Annotated in this window: 18 protein-coding genes; 5 read left to right on the top strand and 13 right to left on the bottom strand. The window is 73.8% G+C overall.

Annotated elements, in window-relative coordinates:
- The first annotated feature begins 227 nt into the window (after positions 1–227).
- Positions 228–1,523 carry a DUF5667 domain-containing protein gene (locus ACWDCZ_RS13315; protein WP_074004022.1) on the top strand — a complete coding sequence of 432 codons (1,296 nt, stop codon included), beginning with the start codon at positions 228–230 and terminating at the stop codon, positions 1,521–1,523.
- A gap of 95 nt (positions 1,524–1,618) precedes the next feature.
- Here the strand turns inward: ACWDCZ_RS13315 and ACWDCZ_RS13320 are convergent, their stop codons facing one another.
- The 5 genes from ACWDCZ_RS13320 to ACWDCZ_RS13340 form a co-directional block, all read right to left on the bottom strand.
- A complete protein-coding gene (locus ACWDCZ_RS13320) occupies positions 1,619–2,626 on the bottom strand; it encodes a lysophospholipid acyltransferase family protein (RefSeq protein ID WP_259316633.1) in 1,008 nt (335 codons plus the stop codon).
- 7 nt (positions 2,627–2,633) lie between these two features.
- A complete protein-coding gene (locus tag ACWDCZ_RS13325; protein ID WP_380777104.1) occupies positions 2,634–3,755 on the bottom strand; it encodes an NAD-dependent epimerase/dehydratase family protein in 1,122 nt (373 codons plus the stop codon).
- Positions 3,756–3,907: 152 nt separating this feature from the next.
- Entirely contained in the window at positions 3,908–4,024 is a 117-nt protein-coding gene (locus ACWDCZ_RS13330) for a 30S ribosomal protein bS22 (RefSeq protein WP_425311139.1), read from the bottom strand.
- Positions 4,025–4,195: 171 nt separating this feature from the next.
- Complete coding sequence (locus ACWDCZ_RS13335; RefSeq protein WP_045699258.1) at positions 4,196–4,405, bottom strand: helix-turn-helix domain-containing protein; 210 nt, start codon at positions 4,403–4,405, stop codon at positions 4,196–4,198.
- 225 nt (positions 4,406–4,630) lie between these two features.
- A complete protein-coding gene (locus ACWDCZ_RS13340; protein ID WP_049652196.1) occupies positions 4,631–5,827 on the bottom strand; it encodes an acetoin utilization protein AcuC in 1,197 nt (398 codons plus the stop codon).
- Between the two features lie 238 nt (positions 5,828–6,065).
- Here ACWDCZ_RS13340 and ACWDCZ_RS13345 point away from each other — a divergent pair, with 238 nt between their 5' ends.
- Positions 6,066–6,530: a hypothetical protein gene (locus ACWDCZ_RS13345; RefSeq protein ID WP_388044911.1), complete on the top strand. Its 465-nt coding sequence runs from the start codon at positions 6,066–6,068 to the stop codon at positions 6,528–6,530.
- 124 nt (positions 6,531–6,654) lie between these two features.
- Positions 6,655–7,188: a hypothetical protein gene (locus tag ACWDCZ_RS13350; protein ID WP_380739280.1), complete on the top strand. Its 534-nt coding sequence runs from the start codon at positions 6,655–6,657 to the stop codon at positions 7,186–7,188.
- 53 nt (positions 7,189–7,241) lie between these two features.
- On the opposite strand, the gene ACWDCZ_RS13355 is transcribed toward ACWDCZ_RS13350, so the two are convergent.
- Positions 7,242–8,417: an MFS transporter gene (locus ACWDCZ_RS13355; protein ID WP_117491791.1), complete on the bottom strand. Its 1,176-nt coding sequence runs from the start codon at positions 8,415–8,417 to the stop codon at positions 7,242–7,244.
- A 175-nt stretch (positions 8,418–8,592) separates the two neighbouring features.
- Complete coding sequence (proC, locus tag ACWDCZ_RS13360; protein WP_049652199.1) at positions 8,593–9,420, bottom strand: pyrroline-5-carboxylate reductase; 828 nt, start codon at positions 9,418–9,420, stop codon at positions 8,593–8,595.
- 183 nt (positions 9,421–9,603) lie between these two features.
- On the opposite strand from proC, the gene ACWDCZ_RS13365 reads away from it, so the two are divergent.
- Complete coding sequence (locus ACWDCZ_RS13365) at positions 9,604–10,053, top strand: hypothetical protein (protein WP_147409126.1); 450 nt, start codon at positions 9,604–9,606, stop codon at positions 10,051–10,053.
- A gap of 124 nt (positions 10,054–10,177) precedes the next feature.
- Positions 10,178–11,419: an SCO2583/SCO2584 N-terminal domain-containing protein gene (locus tag ACWDCZ_RS13370; protein ID WP_449815993.1), complete on the top strand. Its 1,242-nt coding sequence runs from the start codon at positions 10,178–10,180 to the stop codon at positions 11,417–11,419.
- Positions 11,420–11,425: 6 nt separating this feature from the next.
- Here ACWDCZ_RS13370 and ACWDCZ_RS13375 read toward each other — a convergent pair whose 3' ends face one another.
- The 6 genes from ACWDCZ_RS13375 to ACWDCZ_RS13400 form a co-directional block, all read right to left on the bottom strand.
- Positions 11,426–11,956, bottom strand: coding sequence for a hypothetical protein (locus ACWDCZ_RS13375; protein WP_107418827.1), 531 nt, complete (start codon positions 11,954–11,956; stop codon positions 11,426–11,428).
- A gap of 172 nt (positions 11,957–12,128) precedes the next feature.
- Positions 12,129–13,973, bottom strand: a complete 1,845-nt coding sequence (gene ilvD, locus ACWDCZ_RS13380) for a dihydroxy-acid dehydratase (RefSeq protein WP_049652202.1) — start codon at positions 13,971–13,973, stop codon at positions 12,129–12,131.
- 185 nt (positions 13,974–14,158) lie between these two features.
- Entirely contained in the window at positions 14,159–14,929 is a 771-nt protein-coding gene (locus ACWDCZ_RS13385; RefSeq protein ID WP_375877599.1) for a class I SAM-dependent methyltransferase, read from the bottom strand.
- A 46-nt stretch (positions 14,930–14,975) separates the two neighbouring features.
- Positions 14,976–15,803, bottom strand: coding sequence for a sugar phosphate isomerase/epimerase family protein (locus ACWDCZ_RS13390; protein WP_449815998.1), 828 nt, complete (start codon positions 15,801–15,803; stop codon positions 14,976–14,978).
- A 591-nt stretch (positions 15,804–16,394) separates the two neighbouring features.
- Positions 16,395–17,357 carry a Ppx/GppA phosphatase family protein gene (locus ACWDCZ_RS13395; RefSeq protein WP_449815994.1) on the bottom strand — a complete coding sequence of 321 codons (963 nt, stop codon included), beginning with the start codon at positions 17,355–17,357 and terminating at the stop codon, positions 16,395–16,397.
- Between the two features lie 130 nt (positions 17,358–17,487).
- Complete coding sequence (locus ACWDCZ_RS13400; protein ID WP_449815995.1) at positions 17,488–18,798, bottom strand: SUKH-4 family immunity protein; 1,311 nt, start codon at positions 18,796–18,798, stop codon at positions 17,488–17,490.
- Positions 18,799–19,750 lie beyond the last annotated feature (952 nt).

Genomic DNA, 19,750 nt, shown 5'->3' on the forward strand with positions numbered 1-19,750 from the left:
CGGCCGTCATCGTTCGCGCCCGGCCGACACGTCAGGGTGAACGGTAGGTCCGATGATCTGCCGTGCGTAACCGACCGCCCGCACCGCTCGTTGGCCAACGTGCAAGCCCCCACCAGGCGTACGGTCAAGTCGAATTGCGGCCTATCACCCGATGGAGTGGCTTTGGCCAGCCGGGGCAACCGTCCGGCGGGCCGGGCTGTCGACAACGACGAAGGGAGGTGTGGCCCGTGACGGCAAACGTGCTTGAGCACCGGCGGGCGAAGGCCTTCGCCGAGGCGCTGGAGGCCCACCAGGCGGAGCAACGCGCTGCGGCCAACGCCGAATCGGACAACACCGCTGCCACCGGCGCGGGTTCGGCCGCGATGGCCGGGCTGGTCGGACTGGCCGACGCACTGGGGGCACTGCCCGGGCCGGTGCTGGACCGGGAGGTCCATACGGTCCAACGCGCCCAGCTGATGGCCGCGTTCGAGCAGGCCTTCGCCGGCGGGACGGGCACCCCGGTGCCCCGCCAGCGCCGCCACCGGGCGATCCGGACGGCGCCGCGCGGCCGCTGGAGCCGCCGGTTCGCGATCGGCGGGCTGGTCGCCGGGCTCGCCGTCGGCAGCCTGGCCGGCGTCGCCGCGGCCAGCTCCAACGCCCTCCCCGGGGACAGCCTGTACGGCCTCAAACGCGGCTTGGAAGGGCTCCGGCTCGACTTCGCGGGCTCCGACTCCGAACGCGGCGAGATGCTGCTCGACAACGCGGCCACCCGGCTCGGCGAGGCCAAGACCCTGGTCGGCCGCACCGACCAGGCCGGCGCGCTCAGCCCTGCCACCGTCGAACAGGTCCGCCGCGCCCTGGACGACATGCACGCCGACGCCCTCAAGGGCCGCGAGCTGCTGCGCTCGGTCTACCGCAGCAACGGCTCGCTCGACCCGATGCGGGCCCTCGCGGGCTTCGCCCACGACGAGGACGGCCGGTGGAGCGAGCTGCAGGGCCGGCTGCCCGTCCAGCTCACCCAGCAGGCCGACCTGGTGAACCGGCTCTTCGACGACATAAGCGAGGACGTCGCGCCCCTGCGCCTGGTCCTGCCCCCCGCTCAGAGCGGTGGCGCGGCCGGCGACGGAGCGGGCGACGGTTCGTCCCACTCGACCGGTGGTTCCCCGGCCGGCTCCCCGGCGGCCGGCTCCGGCACCTCGGCCGGCACCGACCAGGCCCCGGGCTCCGGCGCCGCCGGCAACCGCCCCGGCGCCACCGAGCACGCCCCGGCCTACCCCGGCGCCGGTGCCTCCGGCAACGGCGGCAAGGGCGGCGTCCTGCCGGACACCCTGCCCAGCAGCGCCCCCGACGCCGTCAACGGCCTGGTCGGCGGTCTCACCAGCGGGCTCACCGGCACCAAGCCCTCGCCGAGCGCCGACGCGGCCCCGGCGCAGGGACCGCAGCAGGCCTCGCCCAGCGCCCCGAACGCGGCCCAGCCGCAGGGCGTCGAGGTTCCCCCGCTGCTTCCGGACCTGCTGCCCGGGCTGCGCATCCTGGGCGGCTGACAGCAGGGCGGTGGGGGCCCGGCGGAGTGCGATATCCGCCGGGCCCTCGCCGTCCCCAGGAAACCCCGGGAACCCCCGGGATCCCTCGGGTTCTCCTAGAAGAACACCGAACGCCGCTGCACCAGCAGCTCGTAGAGGGTGTGCTGGATGGTCTCGCGCACCTCGTCGGCCAGGTCGAAGACCAGCATCGGGTCGTCCGCCGCCTCCGCCGGGTAGGTGTCGGTGGCGATCGGCTCGCCGAAGCGGATCGTCCACTTGGTCGGCAGCGGCAGCGCCCCGAGCGGGCCCAGCCACGGGAAGGTCGGGGTGATCGGCACGTACGGCAGGCCCAGCAGCCGGGCCAGCGTCTTCACGTTGCCGATCATCGGGTAGGTCTCCTCCGCCCCGACGATCGAGCAGGGCACGATCGGCACCCGCGCCCGCAGTGCCGAGGAGACGAAGCCGCCGCGGCCGAACCGCTGGAGCTTGTAGCGCTCGGAGAACGGCTTGCCGATGCCCTTGAAGCCCTCCGGCCAGACCCCGACCAGTTCGCCGCGCTCCAGCAGGGCCTGGGCGTCCTCGTTGCAGGCCAGGGTGTGGCCGGCCTTGCGGGCCAGCTCGTTGATGCCGGGCAGCACGAAGACCAGGTCCGCGGCGAGCATCCGCAGGTGCCGCCGGGCGGGGTGGTGGTCGTGGACGGCCACCTGGGTCATCAGGGCGTCGAGCGGGATCGTCCCGGAGTGGTTGGCGACGATCAGCGCACCGCCCTCGGCCGGGATGTGCTCCGCGCCCTGGACGTCGATCCGGAAGTACTTCTCGGCCAGCGGGCGCAGCAGCGAGAGCAGCACCTCCTCGGTGAGCTCCCGGTCGAAGCCGAACTCGTCCACCTCGTAGTCGCCGGTCACCCGGCGGCGCAGGAAGGCCAGCCGCTCGGCGGCGCGGCCCTCCCAGCCCTTGCCGAACAGCCGGGTGGCGGCCGGGCCGAGCGGGCCGGCCAGCGCCCCGCCGACGGCCTCGGCGAGCCGGTCGGCCGGATTCGGCCCCTCGGGCGACGTCCAGCTGGGGGCCGTCTCGATCGGGATGACCTTGGCCTCGCCCGGCGCGTTCTCGGCTGCGGCACTCATCGCGGGTTCAGCTCCTCGGTCGGCGGGGGCGGTTCGGTACGGCGTCCGGACCGGCGCCCGGCCCGGCGGGCCCGGCGGCTTCCGGGCCGAGCAGGGCGGTCAGCCGGTCGGTGACGGCGGCCAGCCGTTCGGGCGGCAGCAGGCCCGGCCGCCCGGCGGCGGCGAAGTCGGCGAAGGCCTCCGGAGTGCTGAACGCCGGACGGTAGCCGAAGGTGTCGCGCAGCCGCGCGGTGTCCACCACCCGGCCGTGGGTGAGCAGCCGCAGCTGCTCGGGCGAGACGTCCACCAGCCGGGTCTGCCGGGCCAGCACGGCCATCCAGCTGACCGCGGGCAGCAGCAGCGGCAGGGTGGGCCGGCCGAGCCGGCGGGCGCACTGGGAGAGCAGCAGGACGCCCTCCCCCGCCACGTTGAAGGTCCCGGTGTTGACGGTGCCCGGCTCGGGCTCGTCGGCGGCCCGGCAGAGCACCGCGACGGCGTCGTCCTCGTGCACGAACTGCAGCCGCGGGTCGTAGCCGAGCACGGTCGGCAGCACGGGCAGCGCGAAGTACTCGCTGAGCGGGGTGTCCGCGTTCGGGCCGACGATGTTGGCGAAGCGCAGCACCGTCACCGCGACGTCCGGGCGGCGCCGGGCGAAGCCGCGGACGTAGCCCTCGACCTCCGCCGCGTCCTTGGCGAAGCCGCCGCCGGGCGGGTCCTTGGGCTGCATCCGCTCGCTGAACACCGCCGGGTCGCGGGGCGCGGAGCCGTAGACGCCGGTGGTGGACTTCACCACCAGCCGGCGCACCCCGGGGGCCTTCTGGCAGGCGCCGAGCAGCTGCATGGTGCCGATCACGTTGGACTCCTTCACCGCGGAGCGGTTGGTGGAGCCCAGGCCGGTGGCGCTGACGCTGAGGTGCACCACGGTGTCCACCCGGTGCTCGGCGAGCACCCGGGAGAGCGCCGGACGGCGCAGGTCGAGCTGGTGGAAGCGGTACGGGGCGGCCGGGCCGGACGGCTCCTCGGGCGGCAGCCGGGGCGGCTGCACGTCCACGCCGACCACCAGGTCGACGCCCGGCCGGCGGCGGACCTCGGCGGCGAAGCGGGCACCGAGCCGGCGCGCCACGCCGGTGACGAGCACGACCACGCCCACGGTGCTGCACCCCCGTTCCCTCGGCCCGAGCGGCCTGCGTGCACCGTACCGCGCCGCCCCACGGGGCCGTGAAACGACACCGCCCGCCCAGGCCACGACGGGCCTGGACGGGCGGTGGAAGCGCTGGGCGCGCTAGGCGCGGCCGGGGCCGCTTACTTCTTGTTACGACGCTGAACGCGAGTCCGCTTCAGAAGCTTGCGGTGCTTCTTCTTGGCCATACGCTTGCGACGCTTCTTGATGACAGAGCCCACGGAACAACCCTCGCTCACTGAGACTCTCGCCCGTGAGAGACGGAGTCCATACGACTGACGTGAGGGCCTAGCCTACCGTCGATGGTGCGAAGGCCGTAATCGTGTTCCCCGGGACCGGGAAACTCGCGGGAAATCCACGGCGAACGGGGGCGGGTCCAACGGTCGTGGACCCGCACCCGCGCGCCGCCGCTACGCGCTCTCGAGCCGCACGTAGGACTCCTTGAGGTACTCGTGCACCGCCTGCTGGGGCACCCGGAAGGACCGTCCGACCCGGATGGCCGGCAGCTCTCCGCTGTGCACCAGCCGGTACACCGTCATCTTGGACACCCGCATGACCGCGGCGACCTCCGCCACGGTCAGGAAGACGACTTCCTGAAGGGGGCGCTCGACGGAACTCATGACCATCACCCGACCCTTACCCGTGTGCAAGGCACCGGCTTCCCCTCCGGTGACTCCACCGGCACACGTGTATCCCCAGAGTAGTTATGGGTGGTACCAGTGGGAAGAGGGGAAGTGCAGTCCTCGTACGGTGGGAGATAGGACGGTTGCAGTACGTCGCCGCTCTGCGGATGGCACCGCCCCTCGTACGCACCTCCCGGGCTGGGCACTTCCGGGACGGCGGGTTCAGGCCAGCAGTCCGTGGTGGGGGAACACCGCGCGGCGGGTGGCGAGGATGGCCTGATCGAGTCGGTCGGCCGGATCGTAACCCGAGTCGAAGTCGCGCCAGGCCGGGCGGGCGCCGTCGGTCATCCGCAGCGGGGCCGGGCGGCGGGTGCGGCGGTAGACCTCGGCGCGCCAGGACTCGGGGGTCTCGGTGGCCGGGTCGACGGGCCGGGCGGCGGCGGTGGCGACCAGGTGGGTCCAGGTGCGCGGGACGACGTCCACCACCGCGTAGCCGCCCCCGCCCGTGGCCACCCAGCGGCCGCCGGCGTGCTGGTGGGCGAGGTCGTGCAGCGCCTCGGCGATCAGCCGCTGGGCGTCCACGGTGACGGCGAGGTGGGCGAGCGGGTCCTCCAGGTGGGTGTCGGCGCCGTGCTGGGTGACCAGGACCTGCGGCCGGAAGGCGTCGAGCAGTTCGGGCACCAGGGCGTGGAAGGCGCGCAGCCAGCCCGCGTCGCCGGTGCCCGCGGGCAGCGGCAGGTTGGCGGCGGAGCCGGGGGCGTCCTCGCCGCCGGTCTCGATCGACCAGCCGCTCTGCGGGAAGAGCGTGGCGGGGTGCTCGTGCAGCGAGACGGTGAGCACCCGGGGGTCGTTCCAGAAGGCCGCCTGGACGCCGTCGCCGTGGTGGACGTCCACGTCGACGTAGGCGACCCGCTCGGCGCCGAGTTCGAGCAGCCGGGCGATGGCCAGCGCCGGGTCGTTGTAGACGCAGAAGCCGGAGGCCTTGCCGGGCATCGCGTGGTGCAGTCCGCCGGCGAAGTTGACGGCGTGCGGGGTCTCGCCGCGCCAGACCGCCTCGGCGGCGGCCACCGACTGGCCGGCGATCAGCGCGGAGGCCGAGTGGATCGCCGGGAAGGACCAGTTGTCGTCGGTGCCGAGTCCGTGCAGCGGGTCGGAGCGGTCGGGATGGGCGGCGGCGTTCCGGACCGCCTCGACGTACTCCCGGGTGTGCACCAGCCGGAGGGTGGAGTCGCCGGCGGGCGGCGCGGAGCGGACGGTCACCCCGGGGCCGGTGTCCAGTCCGAGGGCCTCGACCAGGCGCATGGTGAGGGCCAGCCGGGTCGGGTCCATCGGGTGGCCGGGGCCGAAGTCGTAGGCGGTGACGGCCTCGTCCCAGAAGAGGTGCAGGCCGCAGGGGGTGTCACGCTCGGCTTCGGGCATGGCCTCCACCGTAGCGGGTGGCGGTGGCCGGGCCGCCGTCAGGGCGCGCCGGGGCGGCGCTCGTGGGGACGGCCGGGCGGCAGGTGCGCGATGAAACTACGGAAGTTGTGGGGCGACTGTGGAGGCGGGTGTTGAGGCGGTGCAGACAAAAGCTTTGCGACTCCATATCCTCTCCGCCATGAAGCCATTCAGCGTGCAACGCCTTGGGGTAATTCTCGCTGCAATACTGGGTTTTGGCGTGTTCTTTGCCGCCCAGCCGGCCTCCGCCGCGGTCAGCGGCGCCACCTTCGCGGTCGACAAGTCGACGGCGAAGGCGGGAGACCAGCTGACCCTGACGCTGTCGCTCACCAACAGTGAGAACAGTCCCATCTACTTCGCCTACGAGGCCGTCCAGCCGACCTGGCCGGCCAACACGCAGGCCGGAGCGTTCACCATCACCGGCTGCACCGGTGACACCTCCGACTGCGCGTTCACCGGGAACAGCGCCAACTTCCACTTCAACGCGCCGATCGCACCCGGCGCGACGAAGAGCGTCACGCTCACCGTCAAGATCACCGACACCCCGGCGTGGGGCACCGCCCCGTACACGCTGAACTGGGCGCCGTACGTCTACTACGAGTTCGGCCAGGTGGGCACCACCGGTACCGCCAAGGACCAGACCTGGACCTTCGGGGTGCCCTCGCTCCAGACCGTGATCAGCTGACCCCCGTCCCGTCGAACGCCCCCGCCGTCACCCGACGGCGGGGGCAAGGGCTTTCCGGCAACGGTTGAAGATGGCGTGAAGGAGCCGCAGACGCGGCCTTCACAACTCCCTATTCTCATCCGCCATGAAGCCATTCAGCGTGCAACGCGTCGGGGTAATTCTCGCCACGGTACTGGGACTTGGCCTGATCTTCGCCGCCCAGCCGGCCTCCGCCACCACCCGCGACGACGGCGTGATCACCGGCGTCTCGGCCTCCGTCGACAAGAAGACGGCGGCACCGGGCGATGAACTGACCCTGACCCTCTCCCTCACCAACACCGAATCCGCCCCCATCACCTTCGCGTACGAGTGGATCGGGCCGAGCTTCCCCTCCAACCAGCTGACCGGCGCGTTCACCTTCACCGGCTGCGGCGGGGATCAGGTGGACTGCGTGTTCGGCGGCAACTCCGTCAACTTCCATCCCACGGTGCCGATCGCGCCGGGCGCCACCCGCACCGTCACGGCCACCGTCAAGATCACCTCCACGCCGCCCTGGACCGGGTCGTACACACTGAACTGGGCCCCGTACGTCTACGCCGAGTACGGCTACCCGGTCGTCAAGACCAGGAGCGGCCCCTTCCTCGACGGCATGCCCGGCCTGCAGACCGTGATCAGCTGACCCCCGCCCCGCCGACCGCCCCCGCCGTCACCCGGCGGCGGGGGCCGGGACCGTCACCCGGCGGCGGGGGCCACCGCCTGCGCCTGCGCCGGCGCCGGGGCGAAGCGGTCGGCCAGCGGCAGGACGGCGAGCACCAGCAGCATCGGGGCGAGCAGCGCCCAGCGGTACGAGCTCGCGTCCGCGATCGCCCCGACCAGCGGCGAACCGACCAGGAAGCCCACGTAGTTGAAGAGGTTGAGCCGGGCCACCGCGGCGTCCGAGTCGGCCGGGAAGAGCCGGCCGCCGGCCGCGAACACCTGCGGGATGATCGCGCAGATGCCGAAGCCCAGCACGGTGAAGCCAGCGATGCCCGCCCAGGCGGCGGGCGCGACCGCGGCGAGGCCGAAGCCGAGCGCCGCCAGCGCGGCACCGACGCGGACCACCGGGACGGCGCCGAAGCGCTGCACCGCGCGGTCGCCCAGGGCCCGGCCGAGCAGCATCGCGACCATGTAGCCCAGGTAGGAGAGCTTGGCGAGGTCCTCCCGGCTGCCCAGCCCGTCGGTGAGGTACTTGACGCTGTAGTTGGAGACCGAGGAGTCCGCGATGTACGCGAAGGCCATCGCCAGGCAGAGCGGCAGCAGCGGACGCCAGGGGACGGACCGGGCGGCGGCCTCGGCCGCCTCCCGGACGGCGTCGCCGAGTTCGGCCGGACCGGCGAAGAAGGCGCCGGCCAGCAGGGCGAGCGGGGCGATCACCGCCGCGGCCGTGCCGAACAGCAGCGGCAGCCCGAGGTCGTAGTGCGAGCCGAGGCCCGCGAGGGCCGCGCCGAGGATGCCGCCGAGGCTGAACGCGGCGTGGAAACCGATCATGATCGAGCGGCCGTAGCGGTGCTGGAGCCCCACCCCGAGCATGTTCATACTGGCGTCCAGCGCGCCCACCAGCAGCCCGAACGCGCCCAGTGCCAGGGCGAGTTGCCACAGTGCCCCGCCCAGTCCGGCGGCCGCCAGGCTCAGGCAGACGGCGGGCTGGACCACCCGCAGCACGGCCCGCGCGCCGGTGCGCTTCACCAGCCGCTCGGAGGCGATCGACCCGACCCCGGCCAGCACCGGCACCGCGGCCAGGAAGACCGGCAGCAGCCCGTCGCTCAGCCCGTACCGGTGCTGGATCTCCGGGATGCAGGTGACCAGCAGGGCGAAGGTGACGCCCTGGAGCAGGAAGGCGGCGGCGAGCGCGGCCCGCCCGGTGCGCAGACCGGGCGCCACCGGGGACGGCGACGCGGCGGGCGGAACGGGCGGGACCACGGGCGGGGCGGCACTCAAGCGGACCTCCAGGCGGACTCCACACGAACCGCGCTACCGGCCGGTAGGACGATGTTGGCGAGAGCGTAGGGGGTGCGCCGCGATTACGGGAGGGGTCGCGCAGCGGTCATTTCCCGCCCGAGGCCAGCTCCCGGGAGCGGTCCCGGGCCGCCTCCAGGGCGCCGAGCAGGGCGGCCCGCACCCCGTGGTTCTCCAGCTCGCGGATCGCCGCGATGGTCGTGCCGGCCGGGGAGGTGACCGCCTCGCGCAGCTTCACCGGGTGCTCGCCGGAGTCCCGCAGCATCACCGAGGCGCCGATCGCGGACTGCACGATCAGGTCGTGCGCCACCTGCCGGGGCAGCCCGAGCAGGATGCCGGCGTCGGTCATCGCCTCCACCAGGAAGTAGAAGTAGGCCGGCCCGGAGCCGGACAGCGCGGTGGCCGCGTCCTGCTGGGACTCGGGCAGCCGCAGCGCCTTGCCGACCGAGCTGAAGATCTCCTCGGCCCGCGCCAGGTGCTCCTCGCCCGCGTGCGAGCCCGCCGAGATGACGCTCATCCCCTCGTCCACCAGGACCGGGGTGTTGGGCATCACCCGGACCACCGGGGTGCCCGCCGCGAGCCGCTCCTCGAACCAGGCGGTGGGAACGCCGGCCGCGGCCGAGATCACCAGCCGGTCCGCGCCGACGTGCGGGGCCAGCTCCTCCAGCAGGGCGCCCATGTCCTGTGGCTTGACCGCGAGGATCAGGGTGTCGGCGAGCTTGGCGGCCTCGGCGTTGGAGACGGCCACCACGCCGTAGCGGTCGGCGAGTTCGGCCGCCCGCTCGGGACGGCGGGCGGTCACCAGGACGTCGGCCGGGTCCTTGCCGGCCCGCAGCAGACCGGAGAGCAGGGCCTCGCCGATCTTGCCGGTGCCCAGGAAGGCGATCTTCTGTCCGTGTGCTCCGCTGCTGCCCATGGTCCGCTCCCGCTCCTTGCCTCGGTACTGCCGCCATCCTCGCACCGCCCGGCGGCCCGCGCGGGGACCGTCCGCTCCGTGGTCGCCGCCCACCCGGCCGCCTGGCGGAGGACAGGCCCCTAGGGAGAAATCTCGGGGGTTTCCCCTATGGCCTCCCGGCTCCCGCGGGCGCACCGTGGAGCCATGGCACACGACGAAATGTCCCGACGTGAGAACCGGCAACTCGCCGTCGCCTCGGCGACCGTGGGCCCGTGGCGGACCGCCGCGGGGGTCGGTGCGGTGGTGGGGGCGACGGCCCTGGGGATCGATGCGATCACCGGGGACTGGTCGCTGAGCATGCTGGCCTCACCGGCCGGCTGGGGCCTGTTCTTCTTCTTCCTGGTCGGCACCGTCGGCGGCCGGCTGCGGCGCGACACCACCGACCGGAGGCTGCGCCGCTGGGCGAACGAGCACCCGTGGCAGTCGGCGCTGCCGGCCGCCGGCGGGCTGCTGGTCCTGAACACGCTGGCCCAACTGTTCCTCGGCGACGAGGGCCTGTTCGGCGCCTTCTTCATCTCGCTGCTGCCGGCCGGCCTGCTGCTGGCGATCGCCGGGGTGGTCGGCTCGGTCAAGCAGGCCCGCGGCAAGGACTGAGCGGGCGCCCGCACCGGCGCGCTTCCGGACGAATGGCACCCGTCCCGCGGACGACGCACAGGTGTTCACCACACGGTGTGCCCCCGATCGACGGATCGTCAGACCCCGTCGGCATACTGGCGCGATGCCGATCGCCGAAGAACCGGAACCGCGCCCCGCCGGGGGCGACGAGCCGAACGGGTCCGACCCGTCCGGGGCGGGCCGGAAGGACCCGTTCGCCGACCTCGTCCTGGACGAGGAGTTCGTCCGCAGCGCCACCGTCAAGGAGCAGAGCGGGCGCACCCGCATGCTGTCCGCCCGGTGGAAGCACACCCCGCCGGTCGATCCGGGCGGCCGCCGCTCGGTCAACGACGGCCCCCCGGCGCGCGGGCGCCGCTTCCGCCGCAAGCCCGTCCGCAAGCCCGTTCGCCCGGCGCGGGCGGTCGACGCGTGGGGCGACCCGCGTCCGCGCCGCCGCCGGGAGTGGCGCACGCCGCTCTACGTCCTGCTGACCGTCGCCGTGCTGCTCGTGGCACTGAACATCGACGGGCTGAAGTTCTGGTACTCCACCCACTTCGGCTACGCCTCCGACCACCCGGTCTCCGCGAGCCCGGCGGCGGAGCGCGACGGACGGCAGCCGACCCCCGACCACCCGTGGGCCGGCTCCCCCGCCGAGGACTGGGCCACCGGCACGGACGGGATCGAACTGCCGAAGACCCCCCGGGCCACCGGCGCGTTCGGTGCCGACGAGGTGGCCGCCCGGCTGCAGTCGGTGCGGGCCTACCTGGCGGCGGCCCACCTGGACCCGAAGGTGGTGTCCGGCGGCCGCCCGGACGCCGCGCTGGCGATGCTCGACGGCCGCACCCGGGAGGCCGCGGCCGCGTCGCTGGACCACCCCTCGGCGACCAGTGACCCCACCGCCTGGTTCACCCGCTTCGACCCGCGGGAGGCCGTCCCGGTCACCGACGTGGTCAAGGTGCGGGGCCGGATCGACGTCACGGCCGACGGGGAGAACGGCGTCCTGATGCGGGCCGACGTCAGCTACGTGTACGCGCTGCGCCCCGGCCCGAAGACGGCCGACCAGGCGGCCTCGGCGAACGGCTCCGCGGACCTCGCGGAGACGGTCCGGACCATCGTCCGGCAGGTGGACACCTTCCACTTCTACGACCCGGCCAAGTACCAGGTCGATCCGGGGAAGCTCGCGATCGACGAGACCGTGGAGAGCTTCGGCAACAGCGCCTGCGGCCGCTACGACGGCTTCCTGCACCCGGAGTTCGACCGGTCCACCCGGCCCGGCCCGGTACCGACCGGGCCGACCGCGGACCCGTACGACCGGGACCGGGTGCCGCCGGGCACCGGGAACTGCGGCTCCGCCAGCCGGACCTGACCGACGTCAGCGCTTGCGCTTGGCCCGGCCCGGCGCCTTGGTGTCGGGCCGGCGGCCGCGGCCCGCCTGGCGCTTCTCGTACTGGGCGACGGCCCGCTCGTGGGCGGCCCGCCGGACCGCCTCGCCGGGAGCCTCGACCAGGCTGCGGACGAAGTAGGCGGCCAGGCTGCCGGCCCCGCCGATCAGCCAGACCGCGCCGAGCGACTTGTCCTCGGCCATCCAGCCGGTCAGCTGGTCCCGGCCCTCGGTGAGCACCTTCCAGGTGCGCCGTACGGCCATCATCGAGCAGACCGCGATGGCGGCGGTCAGCAGCCCGTTGAGGAAGGTGCCGTCCTCGGAGAGCGCGATGCCCTCGATGCCGAAGCGCAGCACCAGCACGGCGGCGGCGGTCGCGGCCAGGGCGCCGACCGAGACACCGACCCGGCGCGGCCAGTAGCCGTTGTCCCGGTTGAGCCAGGACGTGCCGAAGAAGCGGATCGGCTCCGGCTCGGGGGCGCCGGCGGGAGTGGGGGCGGGGGTGGGGGGCTGCTCGCTCACGCCGTCGATTATCACCCGAGCGCCGCACACGGCGGAGGAGCCGTCCCGGCCGGTGGGACGGCTCCTCCTCGTTCGGTGCGGGCCCGGCGTTCCGGTTCGGTGCGGGCCCGGTGTTCCGCTTCCGTACGGCCCGGCGTTCCGGTTCCGTGCGGGCCCGGTGTTCGCCTCGGGCTCAGCCGAGCTTGGACACGTCGCGGACGGCGCCCTTGTCGGCGGAGGTGGCCATCGCGGCGTAGGCCCGCAGGGCCTGGCTGACCTGGCGCTCGCGGTTCTTCGGCCGGTAGCCGCCCGTGGCCTCCAGGACGCGGCGGCGCTCGGCCAGCACCTCGTCCGGGACCTCCAGGGAGATCCGGCGGCCGGGGATGTCGATGGCGATGGTGTCGCCGTCCTCGACCAGCGCGATGGTGCCGCCGGAGGCCGCCTCCGGGGAGGCGTGGCCGATGGACAGGCCCGAGGTGCCGCCGGAGAAGCGGCCGTCGGTGACCAGCGCGCAGGCCTTGCCCAGGCCCCGGCCCTTCAGGAAGGAGGTCGGGTAGAGCATCTCCTGCATGCCCGGGCCGCCCCTGGGGCCCTCGTAGCGGATGACGACGACGTCGCCCTCCTTGACCCGCTTGGCGAGGATCGCCTCGACCGCGTCCTCCTGGGACTCGACCACGACGGCCGGGCCGCTGAAGGTCCAGATCGACTCGTCCACGCCGGCGGTCTTCACGATGCAGCCGTCCTCGGCGAGGTTGCCGTACAGCACGGCCAGGCCGCCCTCGACCGAGTAGGCGTGCTCGGCGCTGCGGATGCAGCCCTTGGCCGAGTCGGTGTCCAGCGACTCCCAGCGCTCGGACTGCGAGAAGGCCTCGGCGGAGCGGACGCAGCCGGGGGCGGCGTGCCACAGCTCGACGGCCTCGGCGGACGGCGAACCGCCGCGCACGTCCCAGGTCTTGAGCCACTCGGCGAGCGAGTCGGCGTGCACGGTGTGGACGTCCTCGTTGAGCAGCCCGGCCCGGTACAGCTCGCCGAGGATGGCCGGGATGCCGCCGGCCCGGTGCACGTCCTCCATGTAGTACGAGCCGTTCGGCGCGACCTTGGACAGGCAGGGCACCTTGCGGGAGATCGCGTCGATGGCCCGCATGTCGAAGTCCAGCTCGGCCTCCTGGGCGGCGGCGAGCAGGTGCAGGATGGTGTTGGTCGAGCCGCCCATGGCGATGTCCAGGGCCATGGCGTTCTCGAAGGCGGCGCGGGTGGCGATCGCCCGGGGCAGCACCGAGGCGTCGTCACCGCCGTAGTAGCGGTTCGCGATCTCGACGACGTTCTGCCCGGCCCGCTCGTACAGGGCCCGGCGGGCGGTGTGGGTGGCGAGCACCGAGCCGTTGCCCGGCAGCGAGAGGCCGATCGCCTCGGTCAGGCAGTTCATCGAGTTGGCGGTGAACATGCCGGAGCACGAGCCGCAGGTGGGACAGGCGTTCTCCTCGATGATCGCGATGTCCTCGTCGGAGACGTTCTCGTTGACCGCCTGGGAGATCGCGTCGACCAGGTCGAGCTTGCGCACGGTGCCGTCGACCAGGGTCGCCTTGCCGGCCTCCATCGGGCCGCCGGAGACGAAGACGGTCGGGATGTTCAGGCGCAGCGCGGCCATCAGCATGCCCGGGGTGATCTTGTCGCAGTTGGAGATGCAGATCAGGGCGTCGGCGCAGTGCGCGTTGACCATGTACTCGACCGAGTCGGCGATCAGGTCGCGCGAGGGCAGCGAGTAGAGCATGCCGCCGTGGCCCATCGCGATGCCGTCGTCCACGGCGATGGTGTTGAACTCGCGCGGGATGCCGCCCGCCTGCTTGATCGCCTCGGAGACGATCCGGCCGACCGGCTGGAGGTGGGTGTGCCCGGGGACGAACTCGGTGAAGGAGTTGGCCACCGCGATGATCGGCTTGCCGAAGTCCTCGCGGGCTACGCCGGCCGCCCGGAGAAGCGCCCGGGCGCCTGCCATGTTGCGACCGTGGGTGACCGTACGGGACCTCAGCTCGGGCACTGTGCTCCACTCCTTCGGGGCTCTCGCGGGCACCCCGCTGCTGGGAGGGTTCGGGGGCCGCTGTGGGTACCGAGCCTACGCCCGCCGTCCGGCCGGCGGACGGTCCGTCCGCGATGCGGGCAGGCGGGGACGCGGGCGGGCGGGCAGCGATGCGGGCGGACGGCGGTGCGGGCGGGCTCCGGGCGTCAGCCGGGCTTGACGGCCACGGTGAGGTCCAGACTGAACGGCTCGACCACGACGCCGTCCGGGAACGCGGCGACCATGGCCTCCCGTTCGGCGGCCAGCACCGGCGCGCGCTCCTCGGGGCTGAGCGAGGCCAGGTAGGAGCGGGAGGTGAGGTCGGTGAGCACGTGCTCGACGGTGACCCGCCGCTCCCAGCGCAGTGCCGTCCGTTCGACCGCGAGGCCGGCCGGGGCGAAGTGCCCGACGTGGCCGCTGATCCCGCCGTAGCCGTGGAAGCGGCCGGGGAGGGCGGCGGCCATCCGCTCGCTCCTGGCCCGGATCCACGGCACGGTCTCGTCGTACACGTTCCACCAGGCGGCAACCGCGCCCCCGGGCCGCAGCACCCGGACCGCCTCGGGGACGGACTTCTCGGGGTACGTCCAGTGGAAGGCCTGGGCGTAGGCGACCAGGTCGACGGACCCGTCGTGGAAGGGCAGGTCGTCACCGGTGCCCCGGACCAGCGGCAGGCCCGGCGAGGAGGCCAGGAACCTGGCGGCCATGCCGGGGCTGGGCTCGACGGCGACGACCTCCGCGCCGCGCGCGGCCAGCAGCCGGGTGGCGATGCCCGTCCCGGCGCCGACGTCCAGGACCCGGGCACCGGCGAGGCCGCGGCCCCAGAGCCGCTCCAGCGCGTCGAACAGCTCGTCGGGATAGCCGGGGCGGCCCTGCTCGTACTCGGCGGCGACCCCGCCGAAGCTCGCGGCGGCCTCGCGGTAGTTCCGACTCTCCGTCATGCGTCCCCCTTCGTACGGCAGTTGACGCCCGGGCGGACCGGACGGCTCAGCGTACGCGCGAGGGGGTGGCCAGGTGCAAGCGGGTAAAAGCGAGGGCCTCGGCCAGGTCGGCCTCGCGTTCGGCGGGGGAGACCGAGCGGCGGGTGTTGACCTCCAGCACCACGTGGCCGTCGAAGCCGGTCCGGGCGAGGTGCTCCAGCAGCTCGGCGCAGGGCTGCTTGCCGCGGCCGGGGATCAGGTGCTCGTCCTTGCCGGAGCCGCTGCCGTCGGCCAGGTGGACGTGGGCGAGCCGGTCGCCCATCCGCTCGACCATGGCGAAGGTGTCGATCCGGGAGGTGGCCGCGTGCGAGAGGTCGATGGTGAAGTGCCGGTACTCCTCGTCGGTGACGTCCCAGCCGGGGGCGTACGCGAGCATCTCGCGGTCGCGGTAGCGCCACGGGTACATGTTCTCGACGGCGAAGCGGACGTCGGTCTCGCCCGCCATCCGGTGGATCCCCTCGACGAACTCCCGGGCGTACTGGCGCTGCCAGCGGAACGGCGGGTGGACGACCACGGCGCTCGCGCCGAGCTTCTCGGCCGCCGCCCGGGCCCGGACCAGCTTGGTCCACGGGTCGGTGCTCCACACCCGCTGGGTGATCAGCAGGCAGGGCGCGTGCACGGCCAGGATGGGCAGCCGGTGGGCGTCGGAGAGCCGGCGCAGGGCGTCGATGTCCTGGCTGACCGGGTCGTTCCAGACCATCACCTCGACCCCGTCGTAGCCGAGCTTGGCGGCCAGCTCGAAGGCGACGGCGGTGCTCGCCGGGTACACCGAGGCGGTGGACAGCGCCACCTTGGTGTCCGGGATGTGCAGGGCCGGATGCCGGGGCAGCACCAGCCGGTCGGTGGTGCGCAGCAGCGGCGGGCGGGCGGCGTCCCGCTTGGCGGCCTTGACCGAGCGGACGGACTGGACGGCGGCCTTGGCGGCGCCGGCGGCCCGGGCGGTGCGGGTCTCCTTCGGGGCGGCCTTGGCGGCGGGCTGCTTCGTCTTCGGGGCGGGCTGCTTCGCGGTGGGCGTCTTCGCCGTCTTCGCCGTTCTCACCGTCTTCGCCGTTCGCGCCGTCTTCGCCGCGCTGGTCTTCGCCGCGGCGGTCTTCGCGGTGCGCTGGGCGGCCTTGACCGCCTTCGAGGCCTGCTTGGCGGCCTGGGCGGCGGTGGCGCCCGTGACCGCCTTGCCGAGCCTGCGGCGCGGGCCGTCCGGCCGCGACTGCCCGCTCCCGGGAGTGCGGTCCTCCTGCGTTCCGTCCTCGCCCGCTGGTTGCACCACGGGAGACAGCGTATGCGGAGCACGCGGCGAACGGGGCGGGATGACCGGCGCAGTGACCATCGGCACGTTGCCCCGGGGCGGTCGGTCGGCGGTCGGTCGGGACGGGTCCGGACGACTGTCCGGGCGGCCGCCCGGGTGCGCGCCCCGGGGTGCGCGCCCGGCTTACGGGGTGAGCGCCGGGCGGCGGCGGTCGGCCGGGCTGTCCATGGTGTCCAGGCGGCGCAGGATGATGCCCTCGCGCAGCGCCCACGGGCAGACGTCCAGCTCCTCCAGCCCGCACAGGTCCATCGCGGCGTCGGCGACCAGCGCGCCGGCCAGCAGCTGCTTGGCCCGGCCCTCGGAGACTCCGGGGATCCGGGCACGCTCGGCGACGGTCATCGCCGACAGCCGGGGCAGCCAGGCGGCCAGCCCGCTGCGGGTGAGCCGGCGGTCGGTGTACGGACCGGCGTCGGCGGGGGCGGCGCCGGTCATCCGGGCCAGCTGCTTGAAGGTCTTGGAGGTGGCGACCGCGTGCCGGGCCGGGCCGAGCCGGGTGATCTCGCCGACCACGGTGGCGAGCTCGGCCCGGATGTGGCGTCTCAGCTCGCGCAGCCCCTCCGGGTCGGCGACGTCCCCCGGCAGCCAGCGGGCGGTCAGCCGGCCGGCGCCCAGCGGCAGCGAGCAGGCGACGTCCGGCTGCTCGTCCAGACCGCAGGCGATCTCCAGCGAACCGCCACCGATGTCCAGGTTGAGCAGCCGGCCCGAGGACCAGCCGAACCAGCGGCGGACGGCCAGGAAGGTGAGCCGGGCCTCGTCCTGCCCGGAGAGCACGCGCAGCTCGACGCCGGTCTCGGCGGCCACCCGGCGCAGCACCTCCTCGCCATTGGCGGCCTCGCGCACGGCGGAGGTCGCGAACGGGAGGATGTCGACGACGCCCTTGTCCTCGGCGACCCGCAGCGAGGACGCGACGTGGCCGACCAGCCGCTCGACCCCGGCCTCGCTTATCGCACCGTCCTCGTCCAGCAGCTCCGCCAGACGCAGCTCGGCCTTGTGCGAGTACGCGGGCAGCGGAGCAGCGCCCGGATGGGCGTCCACCACGAGGAAGTGGACCGTGTTGGAACCTACGTCGAGCACACCGAGTCGCATAACTCTCCACGCTACGCGATCCGGGCCCTGGTGAGAGGGGGTGCGGCGGTATTCGCACCGGTCCGGAACCGGTCCGCGGGCCGGTGGGTGGGCCGGTGGGCGGGCCGGTCTTCCGGCGGCCCGCCGTCCGTCAGAGGAGGCCGTCCCACAGCTGCTCGACGATGACGGCCCACCAGTTCTCCGGGTCGGCGAAGACCGTGCCGTCCACGGCCGCCAGCGTGCGCTGCAGGGCGTCCACCGCCGCGCCCGCGGCCACCGGGTCGAGCCCGCGCAGGGCCGGCCACCAGCCGGCGAACACCTCCAGGCAGCGGACGAAGGCGCGCAGGTCCGCGTTGCAGTGGCGGGCGGTCGCGTAGTCCGGGTCCACCGCACGGACGGCGCCGTCCACCGGGTCGAGGGCCAGCAGCGCCCAGCCGTCCGTCCCCAGCACCAGCTGCCCGGCGAGCGCCAGGCGCTCCCGCTCGGCCACCCGGGTGCCGCGGCCGAGTCCGGCCAGGTGCGCGGCGAGCGGGGGCAGGACGGTGCCCTGGCGGGTGCCGTCGGCGATCGCCTCCGCGCCCGGGTGGTGCAGCGCGAAGAACCCCGGCACGGCCACCGGGACGCCCACCGCCAGCAGCAGCGCGGCCGCGTCCCCGGGCAGTTCGGCCCGGGCGACGTCGGCCGGCTCGAAGCGCTGGACGCCCGCCGGGCCGAACCGCTCCGCGAGCCGGGCGGCGAGCACGGCGTCGTGCTCGCCGGATGTGCCGGGACCGCCGGACGCGTCGCGCACCGCGCGGGGGAAGGGCACCCGGTTGCGGGCCGGACCGTCCGGCGGCGCGGGCAGCGCCCGTACGGCGGCCGCTCGGTGGTCGAAGCGCGGGCCGTACGGAAGCTCGAAGTCGAGCCGGACGTCCGGCAGTTCGGCGGCCAGCGCGTACGACCAGTAGCCGCCGGGCAGGGCGCTCGGCCGCAGGTCGGTCCGGACGGCCAGCACCTCCTCGGCGGCGACGCCCTGCTCGCGCAGCCACCACCAGCCGCGCAGCGCCGGGTGCGGCAGGCCCGCCGCGGACCGCAGGGCCAGCGACCGCTCCTCGCCGGTGCCGTCCCGGTAGGTCAGCTCGGCCCTGGCGCCCCGGCCGGTCGCCGGCTGGAGGGTCGGGTCGTAGCCGCCCGCGCCGACGAAGTCCCGGTACAGCCCCACCACTTCGTCCACCGGCACCGAGGGCCACACCGTGAACCGCCCGCTCTCCCGGTCCACCACGGCGCAAGCCGCCCCCACCTCCTCGGGCGCCCGCCGCTCCCCCGTCCGCGGGTCGACCACCGCCCGGGCGGGCTCCGCCCACACCACCCAGCCGAGCTCGAACTCATGGGTGCACACCCGCCGCACCACCCCGGCCCCCTGCGGCAGATCCCCGTTGATCCACCGCTGCCCCGCCTCCACCGCCTGCGCCCGCGAAATCATCCGGCCCTCCCCGACCCGCGCCCCTGCCCGACCCGCGACCCTACGCCCCACCGACTCCCCGCCCCGCACAGGAAGTCGGCCCGGCCGACTTCTCACGCATCCCCTGCGACGAATGCGACGACCGGCCTGCACACCCTTACTGGCCCACACCCCCTGCACGAAAAGTCGACCCCGCCGACTTCCTATGCAGAACCCGGACAAATACGACGGCCGGCCTACCTGGCCCCAGGTACACCCAGGCCCGGCCAGCCCGAAAGCGCACAGGAAGTCGGCCCAGCCGACTTCTCGCGCGAGTTCCTCCAACGCGGGCGAAGACCAGGCCACATAGCCTGCTGCCGCCCCCGCCCCTCCGCACACGAGAAGTCGATCAGCCCGACCTTCCATGCACCCTCCGAGAGGAATATGCAGACCGGTCTACAGATCCTGCCGACCCGCACCCCACCCTGCGCACGAAAAGTCGGCCCCGCCGACTTCCTGTGCAGGACCTGGGAAAATATGACGGCCGGTCTACATAGTTCTGGGCACAGCCAGGCCCACCCGCTCGTAAACGCGCAAGAAGTCGGCCCAGCCGACTTCTCATGCGAGCCAGTCCAATGCACGCGCGAGGGATATGACGGTCGGACTACATAGATCGCCGCCGGCCTCGCCCCTCTGCGCACGAGAAGTCGACTCCGCCGACTTCCTATGCAGCACCTGGTGAACCTCGACCTGGCTGGCCCGATCGCGCACAGGAAGTCGGCCGGGCCGACTTCTCGCGCGGGCCACCCCCGGTTCCCGTGTGGCGAATATGGCGACCGGTCTACAGGTTTCTCCGCAGAGGGGGTGTCGTGTGCGGCTGCGCAGGAAGTCGGGCGGGCGACTCTGCTGGCGAAGTATTCGATCTAGGTCAGGCTCAGGCCGTTGTTGCGATGCCGTGTTGGGTGCAGAGTGTGTGGATGCGGGTGGGGCGGCG

The sequence above is a fragment of the Kitasatospora sp. NPDC001225 genome, from assembly GCF_053597855.1.